Raw genomic sequence first — 14,469 nt, 5'->3', positions numbered from 1 at the left:
GAACACAGCACCGGCATCCCTCCACATGCAGAGAGCCTTTCATGGAACGCGTCCTGGTCACAGGTGGTGCGGGATTTCTTGGCTCTCATTTATGCGACAGGCTGATCCAGCAAGGCCATGACGTCCTGTGCGTGGACAATTACTTCACCGGCAGCAAGCGCAACGTCGCCCATCTGCTGGGCAATCCCGACTTCGAGCTGCTGCGCCACGACGTCACCTTCCCGCTGTATGTCGAGGTGCAGCGCATCTTCAACCTGGCCTGTCCGGCGTCGCCGGTGCACTACCAGCATGATCCGGTGCAGACCACCAAGACCTCGGTGCATGGCGCGATCAACATGCTGGGCCTGGCCAAACGCCTGGATGCGCGCATCCTGCAGGCCTCCACCAGCGAGGTCTACGGCGACCCGGAGGTGCATCCGCAGCAGGAAGCCTATTGGGGCCGGGTCAATCCGATCGGCGTGCGCAGCTGCTATGACGAGGGCAAGCGCTGTGCCGAAACGCTGTTCTTCGACTACCACCGCCAGCACGCACTGGACATCAAGGTCGTGCGCATCTTCAACACCTACGGCCCACGCATGCATCCCAACGATGGCCGCGTGGTGAGCAACTTCATCATGCAGGCACTGCGCGGCGAGGACATCACCCTGTTCGGCGACGGCACCCAGACCCGCAGCTTCTGCTATGTGGATGACCTGATCGAGGCGATGCTGCGGATGATGGATACCGAGCGCGGCTTCACCGGTCCAATCAACATCGGCAATCCCGGCGAGTTCAGCATGCTGGAACTGGCCGAGACGGTCGTGCGCCTGGTCGGCAGCCGTTCGCGCCTGGTGTATCGGCCACTGCCCTCGGATGATCCGCGCCAGCGCCAGCCCGACATCGCGCTGGCCCGTGAAAAGCTGGATTGGCAACCCAGGGTCGCACTGGAAGACGGCCTGAAGGAAACCATCGCCTACTTCCGCAAACTGCTGGCCGGAGACAACACATGACCACCTTCGCCGTCGTCATCACCAACTACAACTACGCCGCCTTCGTCTGCGAGGCGATAGACAGCGCCTTGGCACAGAGCCGTGCTGCAACACAGATCCTGGTGGTGGATGATGGTTCCCGTGATGGCTCGCCGGCGTTGCTGCGCCAGCGCTATGGCGACGATGCGCGGGTCACCTTGCTGTTCGGCGAGAACGAAGGACAGCTGGCCGCATTCCAGCGCGGCGTGGCTGCCGCCACGGCCGACGTGATCTGTTTCCTCGATGCCGATGATCGCTGGAAGCCTGGCTACCTGGAGAAGATCGGTGCGCTCTACGATGCCCGTCGCGACATCGACTTCGTCTTCAGCGACCTGCAGACCTTCGGTGTCGATACGCTGGACATCCGCTATGAGCACAGCACCACGCCCATCGATCTGGGCTATACCGCGATAAGCACCTACTTCCTGGTGCCCTGGTATGGCGCACCGACCTCGGCACTATCGCTGCGCCGCGGCTGGGCCGAGAACGTACTGGACCTGCCGCACAGCTTCCGTCGCCAATGGAAACTGTGCGCCGATGCCTGTGTGGTGCACGGCGCCAGCATCCTGGGGGCGCGCAAGTACTACCTGCCCACCGCCTGCGTGGAGTACCGCACCCATGGCAACAACGGCTGGTGGGCCAGCCGCCGCGAACCCATCAGCCTGTACCGCGACGGCTTGCGCAACTACGGCATCGTTCGCGTATACGCGGCGCGCAGCGGATTGGACCCAGGGTGCTGCAGCCTGGCCAAACGCGAGTACCGCACCAAACCACAACCAAGCCGCAAGGAACGGCAACGCTACGCCAACATCGCACTGCGCGGGGATGCACCATGGTGGAAGCGCTACGAACGGGCGATCAGCATCCTGCTCGGACGTGCCGCCCGGCGCCGCTGAGCGGCGCCCAAAGCCGCGCCCGGTCGATCAGCCATTGCTCGCACGTGCACGCCAACGCAGCCGCGATGCGAGGTTATAGGCAAACCAGCGCACGCTCAGGCCGGCGCGGTAGGCTTCGCGGCTCAACCATCCGGAGAAACTGACACCCGGCTTGGCCTTGCGCCCGACCTGGATCACGGATGCAAACAGGTCACCGCTACGCACCACGCCGGGCTTGAGCCCCAGGCATTCCACGCCGTGCAGCCAGGCCAGGTCCATGTAGTCGTCGACCGGCAACACCCAGCGATCGGCATGACGAAGCAGCTTTTCCGCCGCCAACGGTGCCAGGTAGTAACCGAAGGTGCACAAGGGACTGCGCCAGTAACGATGCAATACGAAGTCACCGAACTGCACCCAGGGCGAACTGGGCCGGGCCGCCGCATGCAGGCGGAAATAACCTACCGAGTCCGGGAGTGACGGCAGGTCACGCAGGACGTCGACGAAACGCGGATCAATGACGATATCGTCTTCCAGCACGATCATCGGCCGGCCGCTGTCCACGCACTGTTGCCACAACAGATAGTGGCTGGCCCAGCAGCCGATCTCGCCGGGACGGAACGGGCGACCCTTGCAGGCCAGCCGACGCTTCTCGTCCACTTTCGCAAACAGCGGGTGCGGCTCACTGCCATTGACGGCATCCCGTACCGTCACCTCGAGGCCCAGCGCCGCCGCCTGCTGCAGGATCGAGGCACGACGATCGACCGATGCCGGCAGGTTGATGACATACAAGGGGATATCAGCGGACGGCCGGGTCATTGCGCGAAGCGATCCTGGAGAAGAATCAACACAGGCTCCCGACGCTTCAGGAGCCATCCTGAGCACAGCTGCGAGCCATGATAGTACCTGATCAGCAAGCGTCCATCCCTCGTTCATACCTGCCCGCCAGCGCAGTGCGACGGGGCTTTCCTTTCATCGGCAGCGGCGCCGCGGGCTTGATCGGATTTCGACGAAATCCAGGCTCTGCCGTCTAGTCCGCTTTCAACAAACGCGCATAGAAGAAGCCGTCACCACCCTGCTCGCCCGGCAGCCGCTGACGGCTGCCGGCAACGTCGTGCCCGAAGGCGTCGGGCAAGGCCTGCACCCGTGCATCAGGGGTACGGGCGAGGAACTCGGCCACCTGCTGGCCGTTCTCCTGGCGCAGGATCGAGCAGGTCGAATAGAGCAGCACACCACCCGGGCGCAGCACCGTCCAGAGTGCGTCCAGCAGCCGCGCCTGCAATGCAGCCAGCGCACTGATGTCCTCGGCGCGACGATGCAGCAGCACATCGGGTTGGCGACGGATGATGCCAGTGGCCGAACAGGGCGCATCCAGCAATACCGCATCGAATGCCACGCCATCCCACCAGGCGGCGGTATCGACGGCATCCACCGCCAGTACCTGCGCCTGCGCACCGACGCCGGTACGGGCGAAGGTTTCGCGGATGCGCTGCAGGCGTCGTGCATCCACATCCAGCGCCAGCAACCGCAACGAGGGATCGCGTTCAAGCAGATGCGCGGACTTGCCGCCCGGCGCGGCGCAGGCATCGAGCACACGCGCCGCGGACGGCGCCTGCAAGGCATCGGCCACCTGTTGCGCGGACAGATCCTGCACCGATACCGCCCCCTGTGCGAAACCCGGCAGACTTGCCACCGGCACGGCAACCGGCAGGCGCACCGCGTCGGCGGACAAAGGCTCGGCCACGGCGTCGATGCCGGCCTCGGCCAACAGCACCAGATAGGCATCGCGCGCATATTGCTGCCGATTCACCCGCAGCCACATCGGTGCCGGCTGCAGGCTTTGCGTGATGATTTCAGACGCCTGCTGCGGCCAATCACGACGCACCTGTGCCAACAACCATGCCGGCCACGCATCCTCGGCGCGTGCCTCGGCAAAGCCTTCGCGCTGCGCGCGGCGCAGCAGCGCGTTGACCATGCCGGCCTGCCGCTCACGGCCCAGCGCGCGCGCCGCGTCCACCGTCGCCGACAGCGCGGCGTGGGCGGGCAGCTGCAGAACATCCAACTGTGCGAAGCCCGCCATCAGCAATGCGCGCAGATCGCTGTCGCGTGCGCCCAGCGGCTTCTGCAACCACTGCCGCAGCGCCTGATCGTAGACCGCGCGCCGACGCAACACGGCAAAACAGATGGCTTCCAGCAGTGCCCGGTCACGACCATCGTCGAGCCTGGGCAGGGCCGCACCGAGTTCGGCTTTCAACGAGCGGCCTTTGCCGATGACGGCCGCCAGCACCTTGGCCGCCAGCGCGCGGGTCTGCACGCCGGGCTGTGCCGCCGCGGATTTTCCCCACGGCGAAGAACTCACCACCGTCATCGCCTCAGCCCTCGACCCGCAGATCGCGGCGCGCGTTGAGGTAGTCCGCCGCGGTGATCGCCTTGCCGCCTTCGCGCTGCACCACACGCAGGCGCAACGCGCCCTGCCCGCAGGCGATGTCGATACCCTCGCGCGTGGCGCCGATCACCGTGCCCGGGGCCTGGCCATGATTGTCGTCAATGGCGACCGCGCCGTGGATGCGTACCCGCTCGCCGGCCAGCATGGCCTCGGCCACCGGCCAAGGACTGAAGGCGCGCACGCGGCGCGCCAGCGCAGCTGCCGGCTCCGCCCAATCGAGCCTGGCTTCAGCCTTGTCCAGCTTGTGTGCATAGGTGACACCCGCTTCCGGCTGGCGCTGCGGCACCGGCTTGAGGCCAGCGCGCAACAGCCCAAGACCGTCGGACAGCACCTGCGCGCCCAACTGTGCCAGGCGGTCATGCAACTGGCCACCGGTATCGGTGTCGCTGATCGGGGTGTGCTGGCGCAACAACACAGGGCCGGTATCCAGCCCTGCTTCCATCTGCATCAGGCAGACGCCGGTTTCGGCGTCGCCGGCCTCGATCGCGCGCTGGATGGGCGCCGCACCACGCCAACGCGGCAACAGCGAGGCATGTACGTTCCAGCAGCCATGGGTCGGAATGGCCAGCACCGCCTTGGGCAGGATCAGGCCGTAGGCCACCACGATCATCAGGTCCGGCTGCAGGTCACGCAGCTGCTGCTGGGCTTCGGCGGTCTTCAGGCTCTCTGGCTGGAACACCGGGATGCCGCGCGCGATGGCGTCCAGCTTCACCGGCGAGGGCATCAGCCCGCGACCACGCCCAGCCGGGCGATCCGGTTGGGTGTAGACCGCTACCACTTCATGCTGGCGCGCAGCGGCAGCCAACGAGGCAACGGCGAATTCCGGCGTACCGGCGAAGATGATTTTCATTGGGCGGGGATTCGCTATTCGGGATCCGGGATTGGCAAGAACAACGCAGCGGCAGCTGCCAACAATCGCGAATCAAAAAAGGAGCGTGCAGGTCAAGGAGATAGAACAGAGCGCCAGGACATCCGGGAGGCGCGGCACAACCTGCTCTTGCCAATCCCCAATCCCGACGCCCCGATCCCACCCTTGAATCAGGCTACGTGCTTGCGCGACTTGGCCAGCTTCTTGCGCACCATTTCGCGCTTGAGCGGCGACAGGTAGTCGATGAACAGCTTGCCGTCCAGGTGATCCATCTCGTGCTGGATGCAGGTGGCCAACAGCTCATCGGCGGCCAGCTCCTGCGGCTTGCCCTCACGGTCGAGGAAGCGCACCACGATGGAATCGGCACGGGTGACATCGGCATAGATGCCCGGTACCGACAGGCAGCCTTCCTGATAGACGCGGCCGCCTTCGCTGGCGCTGACGATTTGCGGATTGATGAATACCTGCGGCTCGTTGTGCTCTTCGCTGACGTCGATGACCATGAAGCGCTTATGGACGTCCACCTGGCTGGCGGCCAGGCCGATGCCGGGAGCGTCGTACATGGTCTGCAGCATGTCGTCGATCAACTGCTGGAAGGCCGGCGTGGTCACTTCGGCAGCCTCGACAAGGGCCGCCTTGGTGCGCAGGCGCGGGTCTGGGAACTCAAGAATGGGCAGGAGGGCCATGGCGATACCAATCTGGGATGCCGCTTATTTCGGCAAGATGTCCCAATTCTACCGCTTGCGCTTGCCCGGCGCGCCCGTTTCTGCAATATAGTGCGACAACCTGTTGGGGAATCAGGCAGATCGCAACCATGTTGAAACAATTACGTACGGTCGCCGCCGTGGCGATGCTGACCGTCACGACCTATGCCGTGGCCGTCGAAATGAACGGCACTCACCCTGACACCTACGTGGTGCGCAAGGGCGATACTTTGTGGGACATATCGGCACGTTTCCTGAAGAAGCCGTGGCTTTGGCCGGAAATCTGGCAGGCCAACCCGCAGGTCAAGAATCCGCACCTGATCTATCCGGGCGACGTTCTGAGCCTGGCCTATCTGGACCGCGTGACGGCCCAGCCCGGCCCGCGCCAGGAAGCCCCGATCACCGGCGTACCGCTGTCGGACGTTGAGCCTTTCCTTAAGAACCTGAACGTCGTCGACAGCTTCGAAGACCTGCCCTATGTGGTCGGCCTGGAAGACAACCGCCTGCGCGCCAGCGCCGGGCAGAAGGCCTATGTCATGGGCCTGGACGGTGCACAGGCCGGCCAGCGCTACATGGTGGTGCGTCCGACCGTGCGCTTTGCCCAACCCAAGCCGACCGAGGACCTGGACAACCGCGGCAAGGTCACCCCGGGCAGCGGCAACCTCTGGGGCAGCTTCATTGCCACCAATGACCGCAACGAGGTGCTCGGCTACGAGCTGGCCCAGGTCAATGTCGGCACCCTGACCCAGGTCGCCAGCGGCGATGTGCAGGCCTCCACCCTGCAGTTGGAAGCCAGCGGCAGCGAAGTGCGCCGGGGCGACCGCCTGATGCCGGTACAGATCAACCCGTATGACCTGCAGTTCATCCCGCATGCCCCGGCCACCGCCCCGGCACCGGGCCAGCTGCGCGTGCTTGCCGTGACCGACACCTTCACCAGCGGCGGCCCGCGCGATGTCATCGCCATCTCCGGTGGCGCACGCGAGGGCATCAACAACGGCACGGTGTTCTCGATCTGGCGCAGCGGCAGCCACGTTGCCCACCGCATGCAGTACCCGGGCTCTTCGCGTGCCGACGACGCACTGAAGGGTGGCGCAGGCCGGGTTGCCCTGCCGGACGAGTATGCGGCCCATGCGATGGTGTTCCGCACCTTCGACAAGGTCAGCTACGCACTCATCATGGAAGGCACCAAGCCGGCGCGCCTTGGCTACGAGCTGAAGCACCCGGACGCGCAGTAAGCGCTAGCCTTACGCTTCAAGACAACGGCGCCCGAGGGCGCCGTTGTTGTTTGCAGCGGCAGGCTGGGGCATGCCTCGAACAATCATCACCGCTCCCCCCGCCCCGCCCTGTTGCCCCGACCTGTTGACCCTGGCCCTGGCCGGCGGCCCCCTGTCCGCGTTGCGCAGACTGCTCGACCAGCACGGCACCGGCAGCGCCGCGATGGCCGCCGGCAAGGAAGGCTGGCAGGCGGCGGGCTGCACACCGGCCCAGTGCCAGGCCCTGGCAAAGCCCGCTGCCGACGACTGGGCGCGCGCCAACGCGTGGCTGGCCGACGATGCACACCACCTGATCGGCTGGGGTGACCCGGATTACCCATCCCTGCTGCGCGACAGCCCCAATCCGCCACTGGCATTGTTCCTGGCCGGCAACCCCACGAGTCTCTGGCAACCGGCGATCGCCATCGTCGGCAGCCGCATGCCCAGCGCCGGCGGTCGCGACATCGCCCGCGACTTCGCCTCCGCCCTGGCGGGGCACGGCCTCACCATTGCCAGCGGCCTGGCCGCCGGCATCGACGCCGCCGCGCACCGGGCAGCACTTGCCTGCAACGGCAGTACCTATGCGGTGATCGGCACCGGCCCTGACCTGGCTTACCCCCGCCATCACCGCCAATTGCAGGCGCAGATCGCCGCCGCAGGTGCCGTCATCAGCGAATACCCGCCCGGCACACCGCCGCGCAGCGGCCAGTTCCCTGCGCGCAACCGGCTGTTGGCGGCACTGGCACTGGGCACCGTGGTGATCGAGGCCGCTGAACGCTCCGGCGCGCTGATCACCGCCCGCCTGGCCAGCGAAGCCGGGCGCGAGATCTTTGCCGTGCCCGGTTCCATCCATAACCCGATGGCGCGCGGCTGCCATCGGCTGATACGCGAAGGTGCAACCTTGGTGACACACATCGACGACATTCTTGAAGGCGTGGCCAATCTGGCCGGCGAACTGGCCTGCGCCTTGCAAACCCGGCTTCAGACCCCCATCTCCGTTGTACCGTCCGGCCAGCACCCGGCCGTCACGCCACCGGACCCAGACTACCAGCGATTGTGGGATGCCTTGGGTTATGACCCAACCGGTATGGATTTACTGATCGAGCGCACTGGATTGACGGCCGCCAGCCTGTCCTCCATGCTGCTGCTCATGGAATTGGAAGGGAGGGTGTCGTCCGCGCACGGCCGTTACACCCGCACCTGAAGGTTTCTTCACCTCCACAGCGCCGATGGCGCAGGCCGAGGGGCAATGAAAGAGAGCATCCTGGACGTCCTGCTGTACCTGTTTGAACACTATTTCAGCGAAGATGCTGATCTCATCCGAGACCGCGACTCGCTACAGAACGGCCTGATCCAGGCCGGTTTCAGTCCCGCCGAAATCAACAAGGCCTTCGACTGGCTCGATGCCTTGGCAGAACAACGCCCCGCGGTGGCACAGCCACGCGTTGACGGGCCGGTGCGCGTATTCCATGGCCCGGAGCTGGACAAGCTTGATGTGGAAAGCCGCGGCTTCCTGCTGTTTCTTGAACAGCAGCGCATCCTTGACGCCGACCAGCGCGAACTGGTGCTGGATCGCGCCATGGCCCTGGACCAGGACGAACTGGATCTGGACGACCTGAAGTGGGTGGTGCTGATGGTGCTGTTCAACCAGCCCGGCGCGGAAGCCGCCTATGCATGGATGGAAACCCAGATGTTCGTCGACGAACCCGAACCCCTGCACTAAGCCCGGCAACGGCGTGCAGGGATGCATAAGGACAACACCTACGTGAGCCAGTGGTTCTACGCCGAGGGCAACCGCGAACGCCGCGGCCCGATCAGCGACGAGGATATCGTCGCGCTGTTCCATTCCCGTCGCATCGACGAGGACACCTTGGTCTGGCGCGAGGGCGCCAGCGACTGGCAGCCGCTGCGCGGGTTCGCCAGCGAGCTTGGGCTCACACTGGAACGGACTGCCCCGGCAAGCCCGCAGCCGGTTCCGCCAGCATTGCCGCAGGGCCCGCACGCAATCCACAGCGCCACCTCGGCGGCGCCGCGGCCGGGAATGTCCGGTTGCGCGATTGCCGGCATCATCGCGGCGGTGGTCGGGGTCATCCTGCTGGCCGTTGCCGGCATTCTCGCGGCCATTGCCGTGCCGGCTTACCAGGAGTATCTGCTGCGCTCCAAGACCACCATGGTGCAGGGCCAGCTGCTCGACCTGAAACAACAGGTGGTCGCGTTCGTGGCCGCCAACGAGCGCTGCCCGATCAACGACGACGAAGGCTTCGGCAGCCCGGAAAGCTATGCCGACGGCGACATCGCCCAGGTCCGTATCGGCCGTCTCGAAGAGGCGCATTGCGGGCTGGAAGCACGCCTGCACGCGCCCAAGCAGGCCCAGCTTGACGGCAGAAGCATCTGGCTCGACTACGATACGCAGACCGGCACGTGGCAATGCAGCTCCGATGTCGAAGACCGATACCTGCCAAGCAACTGTCGCGGTTGATTGGCAACGGCTACAACTTTCATGGGGAAAATGATGAGTCAGTGGTACTACGCTGATGCCCAGCGCGAGCGGCATGGTCCGATTGAAGCGGACGCCCTCCGCGATAAATTCCGCGCGGGCGAGATCGACCTGGACACCCTGGTATGGCGTGAAGGCATGCCGCAGTGGCAGTCGCTCTCAACGGTGACCGACGAACTGCAGCTGTTGGCGCAGGCCAACACCGGCATCGACCTGCGCAACGACTATGCCGCCATCGAAAGCGGCGAGGCGCTGGTAGCCCCGGTCACTGCGGCCGAAGCCCCGGTGTCGACCGACACCGATGCGCATTCCCCCTATGCCGCGCCCGCCAGCCGTCCGCAGGATGTGGACCCGGCGGCGGTACAGGGCGGGTTGGTGGTGCAGGCAGGCTTCTGGAAGCGTGTCGCCGCCTATTTCATCGACTATGTGATCATGACGATGTTCACCTACATCGTGCTGATCCCGCTGAGCATCCTCGGCGCGATTGTCGGCGGTGTGGCCGGCAGCTCGGACTCCGCCGCCGGCTCCATTGGCATGATCGTGACCATGGGCGTCGGTTACCTGCTGATCTTCGCCGGCAACCTGATGTATCCGGCATGGATGCATTCGTCCAAGTACCAGGCCACGCTGGGCAAGATGGCCGTGGGCATCAAGGTAGTGCGCAGCAACGGTGAGCGCCTGACCCTCGGTCGCGCGGTGGGCCGCTTCTTCGCCTACCTCCTGAGCAGCATCACCTTGTGCATCGGTTTTGTGATGGCCGCCTTCACCGAGCGCAAGCAGGCCCTGCATGACATCATCTGCGACACCCTGGTGGTGGACAAGTTCGCCTTCACCGAACATCCGGAGTGGCAGCAACAGGGCCTGGGCACGGTCACCATCGTGATCCTGTCGCTGGTTGGCCTGGGCATGCTTTGCCTGATCGGGCTTGTGGTGATCATTGGCATTGCCGCAGCTGGCTTCAACTGACAAATTGCCGGGGGCGGCTTGACACAAGCCCCTCCGGCATGATTCCTCTAATAAGGAACCAAGCTGAACGCCCGGGCCGCAACCCGGGCGTCGGCTTATGCACAACCCAAACATCGGCTTCACTATCGTCCCGGTTTAAGCCACCCTAGCGCCCCCACACGGGCGTTCCGCCCCAAGAATGTACTGACATGCCCAAGCACCTGCTCATCGTCGAATCACCGGCCAAGGCCAAGACGATCAATAAATACCTCGGCAAGGACTACACGGTCCTGGCCTCGTATGGGCATGTGCGTGACCTGGTTCCCAAGGAAGGCGCGGTCGACCCCGAGAACGGGTTCGCCATGCGTTACGACCTGATCGAGAAGAACGAGAAGCACGTCGAGGCCATCGCAAAAGCCGCAAAGGGCGCCGACGACATCCTGCTGGCGACCGACCCGGATCGCGAGGGTGAAGCCATCAGCTGGCATATCGCCGAGATCCTGAAGCAGCGCGGCCTGTCCGATGGCAAGCCGATGCAGCGCGTGGTGTTCACCGAAATCACCCCGCGTGCGATCAAGGAAGCCATTGCCCAGCCGCGCGAGATCGCCTCGGACCTGGTCGATGCCCAGCAGGCACGGCGCGCGCTGGACTACCTGGTCGGCTTCAACCTGTCGCCGGTGCTGTGGCGCAAGGTGCAGCGTGGCCTGTCCGCCGGCCGCGTGCAGAGCCCGGCGCTGCGCATGATCGTCGAGCGCGAGGAAGAGATCGAAGCCTTCATCTCGCGCGAGTACTGGAGCATCGAGGCCGCCTGTGCGCATCCTTCGCAGCACTTCAATGCCCGCCTGATCAAGCTGGACGGACAGAAGTTCGAGCAGTTCACCATTACCAATGGCGACACCGCCGAGGCCGCGCGCCTGCGCATCCAGCAGGCGGCGCAGGGCGCGCTGCATGTCACCGATGTGGCCAGCAAGGAGCGCAAGCGCCGCCCGGCCGCGCCCTTCACCACCTCCACGCTGCAGCAGGAAGCCTCGCGCAAGCTCGGCTTCACCACCCGCAAGACCATGCAGGTGGCGCAGAAACTATACGAAGGCGTGGCGATCGGCGACGAAGGCACCGTTGGCCTGATCACGTACATGCGTACCGACTCGGTGAGCCTGTCGCAGGACGCGCTGGCCGAGATCCGCGACGTGATTGCCCGCGACTACGGCATCAGCGCGCTGCCGGACAAGCCCAACACCTACACCACCAAATCCAAGAACGCGCAGGAAGCCCACGAAGCCGTGCGCCCGACCTCCGCGTTGCGTACCCCGGCGCAGGTGGGCAAGTACCTCACCGATGACGAGCGCAAGCTGTACGAGCTGATCTGGAAGCGCGCCGTCGCCTGCCAGATGATCCCGGCTACCTTGAACACCGTCAGCGTCGACCTGTCGGCCGGCAGCGAGCACGTGTTCCGCGCCAGCGGCACCACCGTGGTGGTGCCCGGCTTCCTTGCCGTGTACGAGGAAGGCAAGGACAGCAAGAGCGCCGAGGACGAGGACGAAGGCCGCAAGCTGCCGCTGATGAAGCCCGGCGACCGCGTGCCGCTGGACCGTATCGTCGCCGACCAGCATTTCACCCAGCCGCCGCCGCGCTACACCGAAGCGGCACTGGTCAAGGCGCTTGAGGAATACGGCATCGGCCGTCCGTCCACCTACGCCTCGATCATCCAGACCCTGCTGTTCCGCAAATACACCGAGATGGAAGGCCGCAGCTTCAAGCCGACCGACGTGGGCCGCGCGGTCAGCAAGTTCCTGTCCAGCCACTTCACCCAGTACGTCGACTACGACTTCACCGCCAAGCTCGAGGACGAGCTGGATGCAGTGTCGCGTGGCGAGGAAGAGTGGGTGCCGCTGATGGAGCGCTTCTGGGGCCCGTTCAAGGAACTGGTCACCGACAAGAGCGAATCACTGGACCGCACCGATGCCGGCAGCGCGCGCGTGCTCGGCCCGGACCCGGTCAGCGGCAAGGACGTCACCGCTCGTATCGGCCGCTTCGGCCCGATGGTGCAGATCGGCACCGTCGATGATGAGGAAAAGCCCAAGTTCGCCTCGCTGCAGCCGGGCCAGAGCATCTACTCGATCAGCCTGGAAGAAGCACTCAAGCTGTTCGACATGCCGCGCAAGCTTGGCGCCGACGCCAATGGCGAGGAAGTCACCGTCGGCATCGGCCGCTTCGGCCCGTTCGCCAAGCGCGGCAGTACCTATGCCTCGCTGACCAAGGAAGACGATCCCTACAAGATCGACCTGGCCCGCGCCATCTTCCTGATCGAAGAGAAGGAAGAGATCGCCCGCAACCGCATCATCAAGGAGTTCGAGGGCTCGGACATCCAGGTGTTGAACGGTCGCTTCGGCCCCTACATCAGCGACGGCAAGATGAACGGCAAGATTCCCAAGGACCGCGAGCCGGCCTCGCTGACCCTGGCCGAAGTCGAGCAGCTGATGGCCGAAACCGGCAAGCCGGTGCGCAAGGGCTTCGGCAAGAAGGCCGCCAAGAAGACCACGGTCAAGAAGGAAGCCGCACCGAAGAAGGCCGCCGCGAAGAAGGCCCCGGCCAAGAAGGCGGCCACCAAGAAAGCCGCAACCAAAAAGACCGCGGCGAAGAAGGCCACCAAGAAGACCGTCGCCAAGAAGGCAGTGAAGAAGTCGGCCGCCGACGACGCACCGCCGTTCTGAACCTGCACTTCCTTCTCCCTCCGGGAGAAGGTGTCCGAAGGACGGATGAGGGTAGGCTTTGCTCCCGAGGGTGGGAACCAGCACTGCTACTGCTTTCATCTCCCCTCCCCCGCCAACAAGCGGATAATCAGCGCCACCCGCAGCAGGCCGCCCACCGGGCGGCCTTTGCTTTGCGTCCTTTCGCGGACCAGCGCCATCGAACGCGCTGGCCCTCCAACGGTGCTGACCATGCTCGAACTCGACCTGCACAGCGTCGTCCCGGCCCTCAAGGCCGGCGGCGTGATCGCCTACCCGACCGAAGCGGTCTGGGGCCTGGGCTGTGATCCTTCCAACGAAACCGCAGTGATGAAGCTGCTGGCGCTGAAACAGCGCCCGGTCGAGAAAGGCATGATCCTGATCGCCGCCAGTCCAGCGCAGTTGGAAGGCTGGGTGCAGCTGGATGCCCTGCCTGCCGATCGCCGCCAAGCGGTGCTGGACAGCTGGCCCGGCGCCAACACCTGGATCGTCCCAGCCGGCCCACGTGCCCCACGCTGGATCACTGGCGAGCACACCGGCATCGCCGTACGGGTCAGCGCGCATCCGCTGGTACAGGCCCTGTGCAAGGCCTGGGACGGCCCGCTGGTATCAACCAGTGCCAACCTCGCCGGCGAGCCCCCGGCGCGCTCCCGTGAGCAGTTGGACCCGGCCCTGCTGGTCCTGCTGGATGGCCTGCTGGACGGCGCCACCGGCGGCCTTGCCCAACCGACCCGCATCCGCGTGGCCGCCACTGGCGAGGTCCTGCGCGACTGAGCGCCAAGCGCGCCACCCTTAGTGCCGAGCCATGCTCGGCAGGGGCTTCATCGGTAAAGCCTCAGCCGAGCATGGCTCGGCGCTACAGTGCACTACCGGCAATACCTGAAAAGCCTACCCCTCCCCACCCCTCCCCTTGGCTACGCCAAAGGGAGGGAGCAAAAACGTAGTGCCGAGCCATGCTCGGCAGGAGCCTCACCGGCAAAGCCACAGCCGAGCATGGCTCGGCTCTACCGGGCGTTTCCCGCAATACCTGAAAAGCCTACCCCTCCCCAACCCTCCCCTTGGCTACGCCAAAGGGAGGGAGCAAAAACGTAGTGCCGAGCCATGCTCGGCAGGAGCCTCACCGGTAAAGCCACAGCCGAGCATGGCTCGGC

Annotated in this window: 13 protein-coding genes; 9 read left to right on the top strand and 4 right to left on the bottom strand. The window is 65.2% G+C overall.

All coding sequences use genetic code 11. From position 1 onward, the window contains the following. Positions 1 to 41: 41 nt before the first annotated feature. Both AC1VXC_RS15215 and AC1VXC_RS15210 read left to right on the top strand, forming a co-directional pair. Positions 42 to 989 carry a UDP-glucuronic acid decarboxylase family protein gene (locus AC1VXC_RS15215; RefSeq protein WP_481538789.1) on the top strand — a complete coding sequence of 316 codons (948 nt, stop codon included), beginning with the start codon at positions 42 to 44 and terminating at the stop codon, positions 987 to 989. Further along, positions 986 to 1,903, top strand: a complete 918-nt coding sequence (locus AC1VXC_RS15210; protein WP_313173660.1) for a glycosyltransferase family 2 protein — start codon at positions 986 to 988, stop codon at positions 1,901 to 1,903. Before AC1VXC_RS15215 ends, AC1VXC_RS15210 begins: the two co-directional genes overlap by 4 nt. A gap of 27 nt (positions 1,904 to 1,930) precedes the next feature. On the opposite strand, the gene AC1VXC_RS15205 is transcribed toward AC1VXC_RS15210, so the two are convergent. The 4 genes from AC1VXC_RS15205 to def all read right to left on the bottom strand — a co-directional run bounded on the left by AC1VXC_RS15205 (position 1,931) and on the right by def (position 5,879). Continuing rightward, positions 1,931 to 2,698, bottom strand: a complete 768-nt coding sequence (locus AC1VXC_RS15205) for a glycosyltransferase family 25 protein (RefSeq protein ID WP_481538790.1) — start codon at positions 2,696 to 2,698, stop codon at positions 1,931 to 1,933. A gap of 211 nt (positions 2,699 to 2,909) precedes the next feature. After that, entirely contained in the window at positions 2,910 to 4,247 is a 1,338-nt protein-coding gene (gene rsmB / locus AC1VXC_RS15200; RefSeq protein WP_313173658.1) for a 16S rRNA (cytosine(967)-C(5))-methyltransferase RsmB, read from the bottom strand. A gap of 4 nt (positions 4,248 to 4,251) precedes the next feature. Further along, the gene (fmt, locus tag AC1VXC_RS15195) at positions 4,252 to 5,175 is read right to left on the bottom strand and encodes a methionyl-tRNA formyltransferase (protein WP_481538791.1); all 924 of its coding nucleotides are present in this window, start codon (positions 5,173 to 5,175) and stop codon (positions 4,252 to 4,254) included. A 188-nt stretch (positions 5,176 to 5,363) separates the two neighbouring features. Continuing rightward, the gene (gene def / locus AC1VXC_RS15190; RefSeq protein WP_313495225.1) at positions 5,364 to 5,879 is read right to left on the bottom strand and encodes a peptide deformylase; all 516 of its coding nucleotides are present in this window, start codon (positions 5,877 to 5,879) and stop codon (positions 5,364 to 5,366) included. Between the two features lie 128 nt (positions 5,880 to 6,007). Here def and AC1VXC_RS15185 point away from each other — a divergent pair, with 128 nt between their 5' ends. The 7 genes from AC1VXC_RS15185 to tsaC all read left to right on the top strand — a co-directional run bounded on the left by AC1VXC_RS15185 (position 6,008) and on the right by tsaC (position 14,092). Beyond that, entirely contained in the window at positions 6,008 to 7,132 is a 1,125-nt protein-coding gene (locus tag AC1VXC_RS15185) for a LysM peptidoglycan-binding domain-containing protein (RefSeq protein ID WP_313173655.1), read from the top strand. Positions 7,133 to 7,202: 70 nt separating this feature from the next. Continuing rightward, complete coding sequence (gene dprA, locus AC1VXC_RS15180) at positions 7,203 to 8,354, top strand: DNA-processing protein DprA (protein ID WP_481538792.1); 1,152 nt, start codon at positions 7,203 to 7,205, stop codon at positions 8,352 to 8,354. 45 nt (positions 8,355 to 8,399) lie between these two features. Then, positions 8,400 to 8,873, top strand: coding sequence for a DUF494 family protein (locus tag AC1VXC_RS15175; RefSeq protein WP_313173653.1), 474 nt, complete (start codon positions 8,400 to 8,402; stop codon positions 8,871 to 8,873). A 21-nt stretch (positions 8,874 to 8,894) separates the two neighbouring features. After that, positions 8,895 to 9,629 carry a GYF domain-containing protein gene (locus tag AC1VXC_RS15170; protein WP_313495223.1) on the top strand — a complete coding sequence of 245 codons (735 nt, stop codon included), beginning with the start codon at positions 8,895 to 8,897 and terminating at the stop codon, positions 9,627 to 9,629. Positions 9,630 to 9,662: 33 nt separating this feature from the next. After that, positions 9,663 to 10,613, top strand: coding sequence for an RDD family protein (locus AC1VXC_RS15165; RefSeq protein WP_313173651.1), 951 nt, complete (start codon positions 9,663 to 9,665; stop codon positions 10,611 to 10,613). Positions 10,614 to 10,801: 188 nt separating this feature from the next. Then, positions 10,802 to 13,303: a DNA topoisomerase I gene (locus AC1VXC_RS15160; RefSeq protein WP_313173650.1), complete on the top strand. Its 2,502-nt coding sequence runs from the start codon at positions 10,802 to 10,804 to the stop codon at positions 13,301 to 13,303. A 228-nt stretch (positions 13,304 to 13,531) separates the two neighbouring features. Then, entirely contained in the window at positions 13,532 to 14,092 is a 561-nt protein-coding gene (gene tsaC, locus AC1VXC_RS15155) for an L-threonylcarbamoyladenylate synthase type 1 TsaC (protein ID WP_313495221.1), read from the top strand. Positions 14,093 to 14,469: the final 377 nt, after the last annotated feature.

The sequence above is a fragment of the Stenotrophomonas sp. STEN033 genome (assembly GCF_056856655.1).
The sequence above is the reverse complement of the archived record's forward strand: the minus strand, read 5'-3'. Positions and strand labels throughout refer to the sequence as shown.

Excerpts from the sequence above, each read along its gene's own strand:
- AC1VXC_RS15165 (WP_313173651.1), top strand. The coding sequence starts at position 9,663 with ATGAGTCAGTGGTACTACGCTGATGCCCAGCGCGAGCGGCATGGTCCG.
- AC1VXC_RS15185 (WP_313173655.1), top strand. The coding sequence starts at position 6,008 with ATGTTGAAACAATTACGTACGGTCGCCGCCGTGGCGATGCTGACCGTC.
- rsmB (WP_313173658.1), bottom strand. The coding sequence starts at position 4,247 with ATGACGGTGGTGAGTTCTTCGCCGTGGGGAAAATCCGCGGCGGCACAG.
- def (WP_313495225.1), bottom strand. The coding sequence starts at position 5,879 with ATGGCCCTCCTGCCCATTCTTGAGTTCCCAGACCCGCGCCTGCGCACC.
- dprA (WP_481538792.1), top strand. The coding sequence starts at position 7,203 with ATGCCTCGAACAATCATCACCGCTCCCCCCGCCCCGCCCTGTTGCCCC.
- AC1VXC_RS15170 (WP_313495223.1), top strand. The coding sequence starts at position 8,895 with ATGCATAAGGACAACACCTACGTGAGCCAGTGGTTCTACGCCGAGGGC.
- AC1VXC_RS15175 (WP_313173653.1), top strand. The coding sequence starts at position 8,400 with ATGAAAGAGAGCATCCTGGACGTCCTGCTGTACCTGTTTGAACACTAT.
- AC1VXC_RS15205 (WP_481538790.1), bottom strand. The coding sequence starts at position 2,698 with ATGACCCGGCCGTCCGCTGATATCCCCTTGTATGTCATCAACCTGCCG.
- AC1VXC_RS15215 (WP_481538789.1), top strand. The coding sequence starts at position 42 with ATGGAACGCGTCCTGGTCACAGGTGGTGCGGGATTTCTTGGCTCTCAT.
- fmt (WP_481538791.1), bottom strand. The coding sequence starts at position 5,175 with ATGAAAATCATCTTCGCCGGTACGCCGGAATTCGCCGTTGCCTCGTTG.
- AC1VXC_RS15160 (WP_313173650.1), top strand. The coding sequence starts at position 10,802 with ATGCCCAAGCACCTGCTCATCGTCGAATCACCGGCCAAGGCCAAGACG.
- tsaC (WP_313495221.1), top strand. The coding sequence starts at position 13,532 with ATGCTCGAACTCGACCTGCACAGCGTCGTCCCGGCCCTCAAGGCCGGC.
- AC1VXC_RS15210 (WP_313173660.1), top strand. The coding sequence starts at position 986 with ATGACCACCTTCGCCGTCGTCATCACCAACTACAACTACGCCGCCTTC.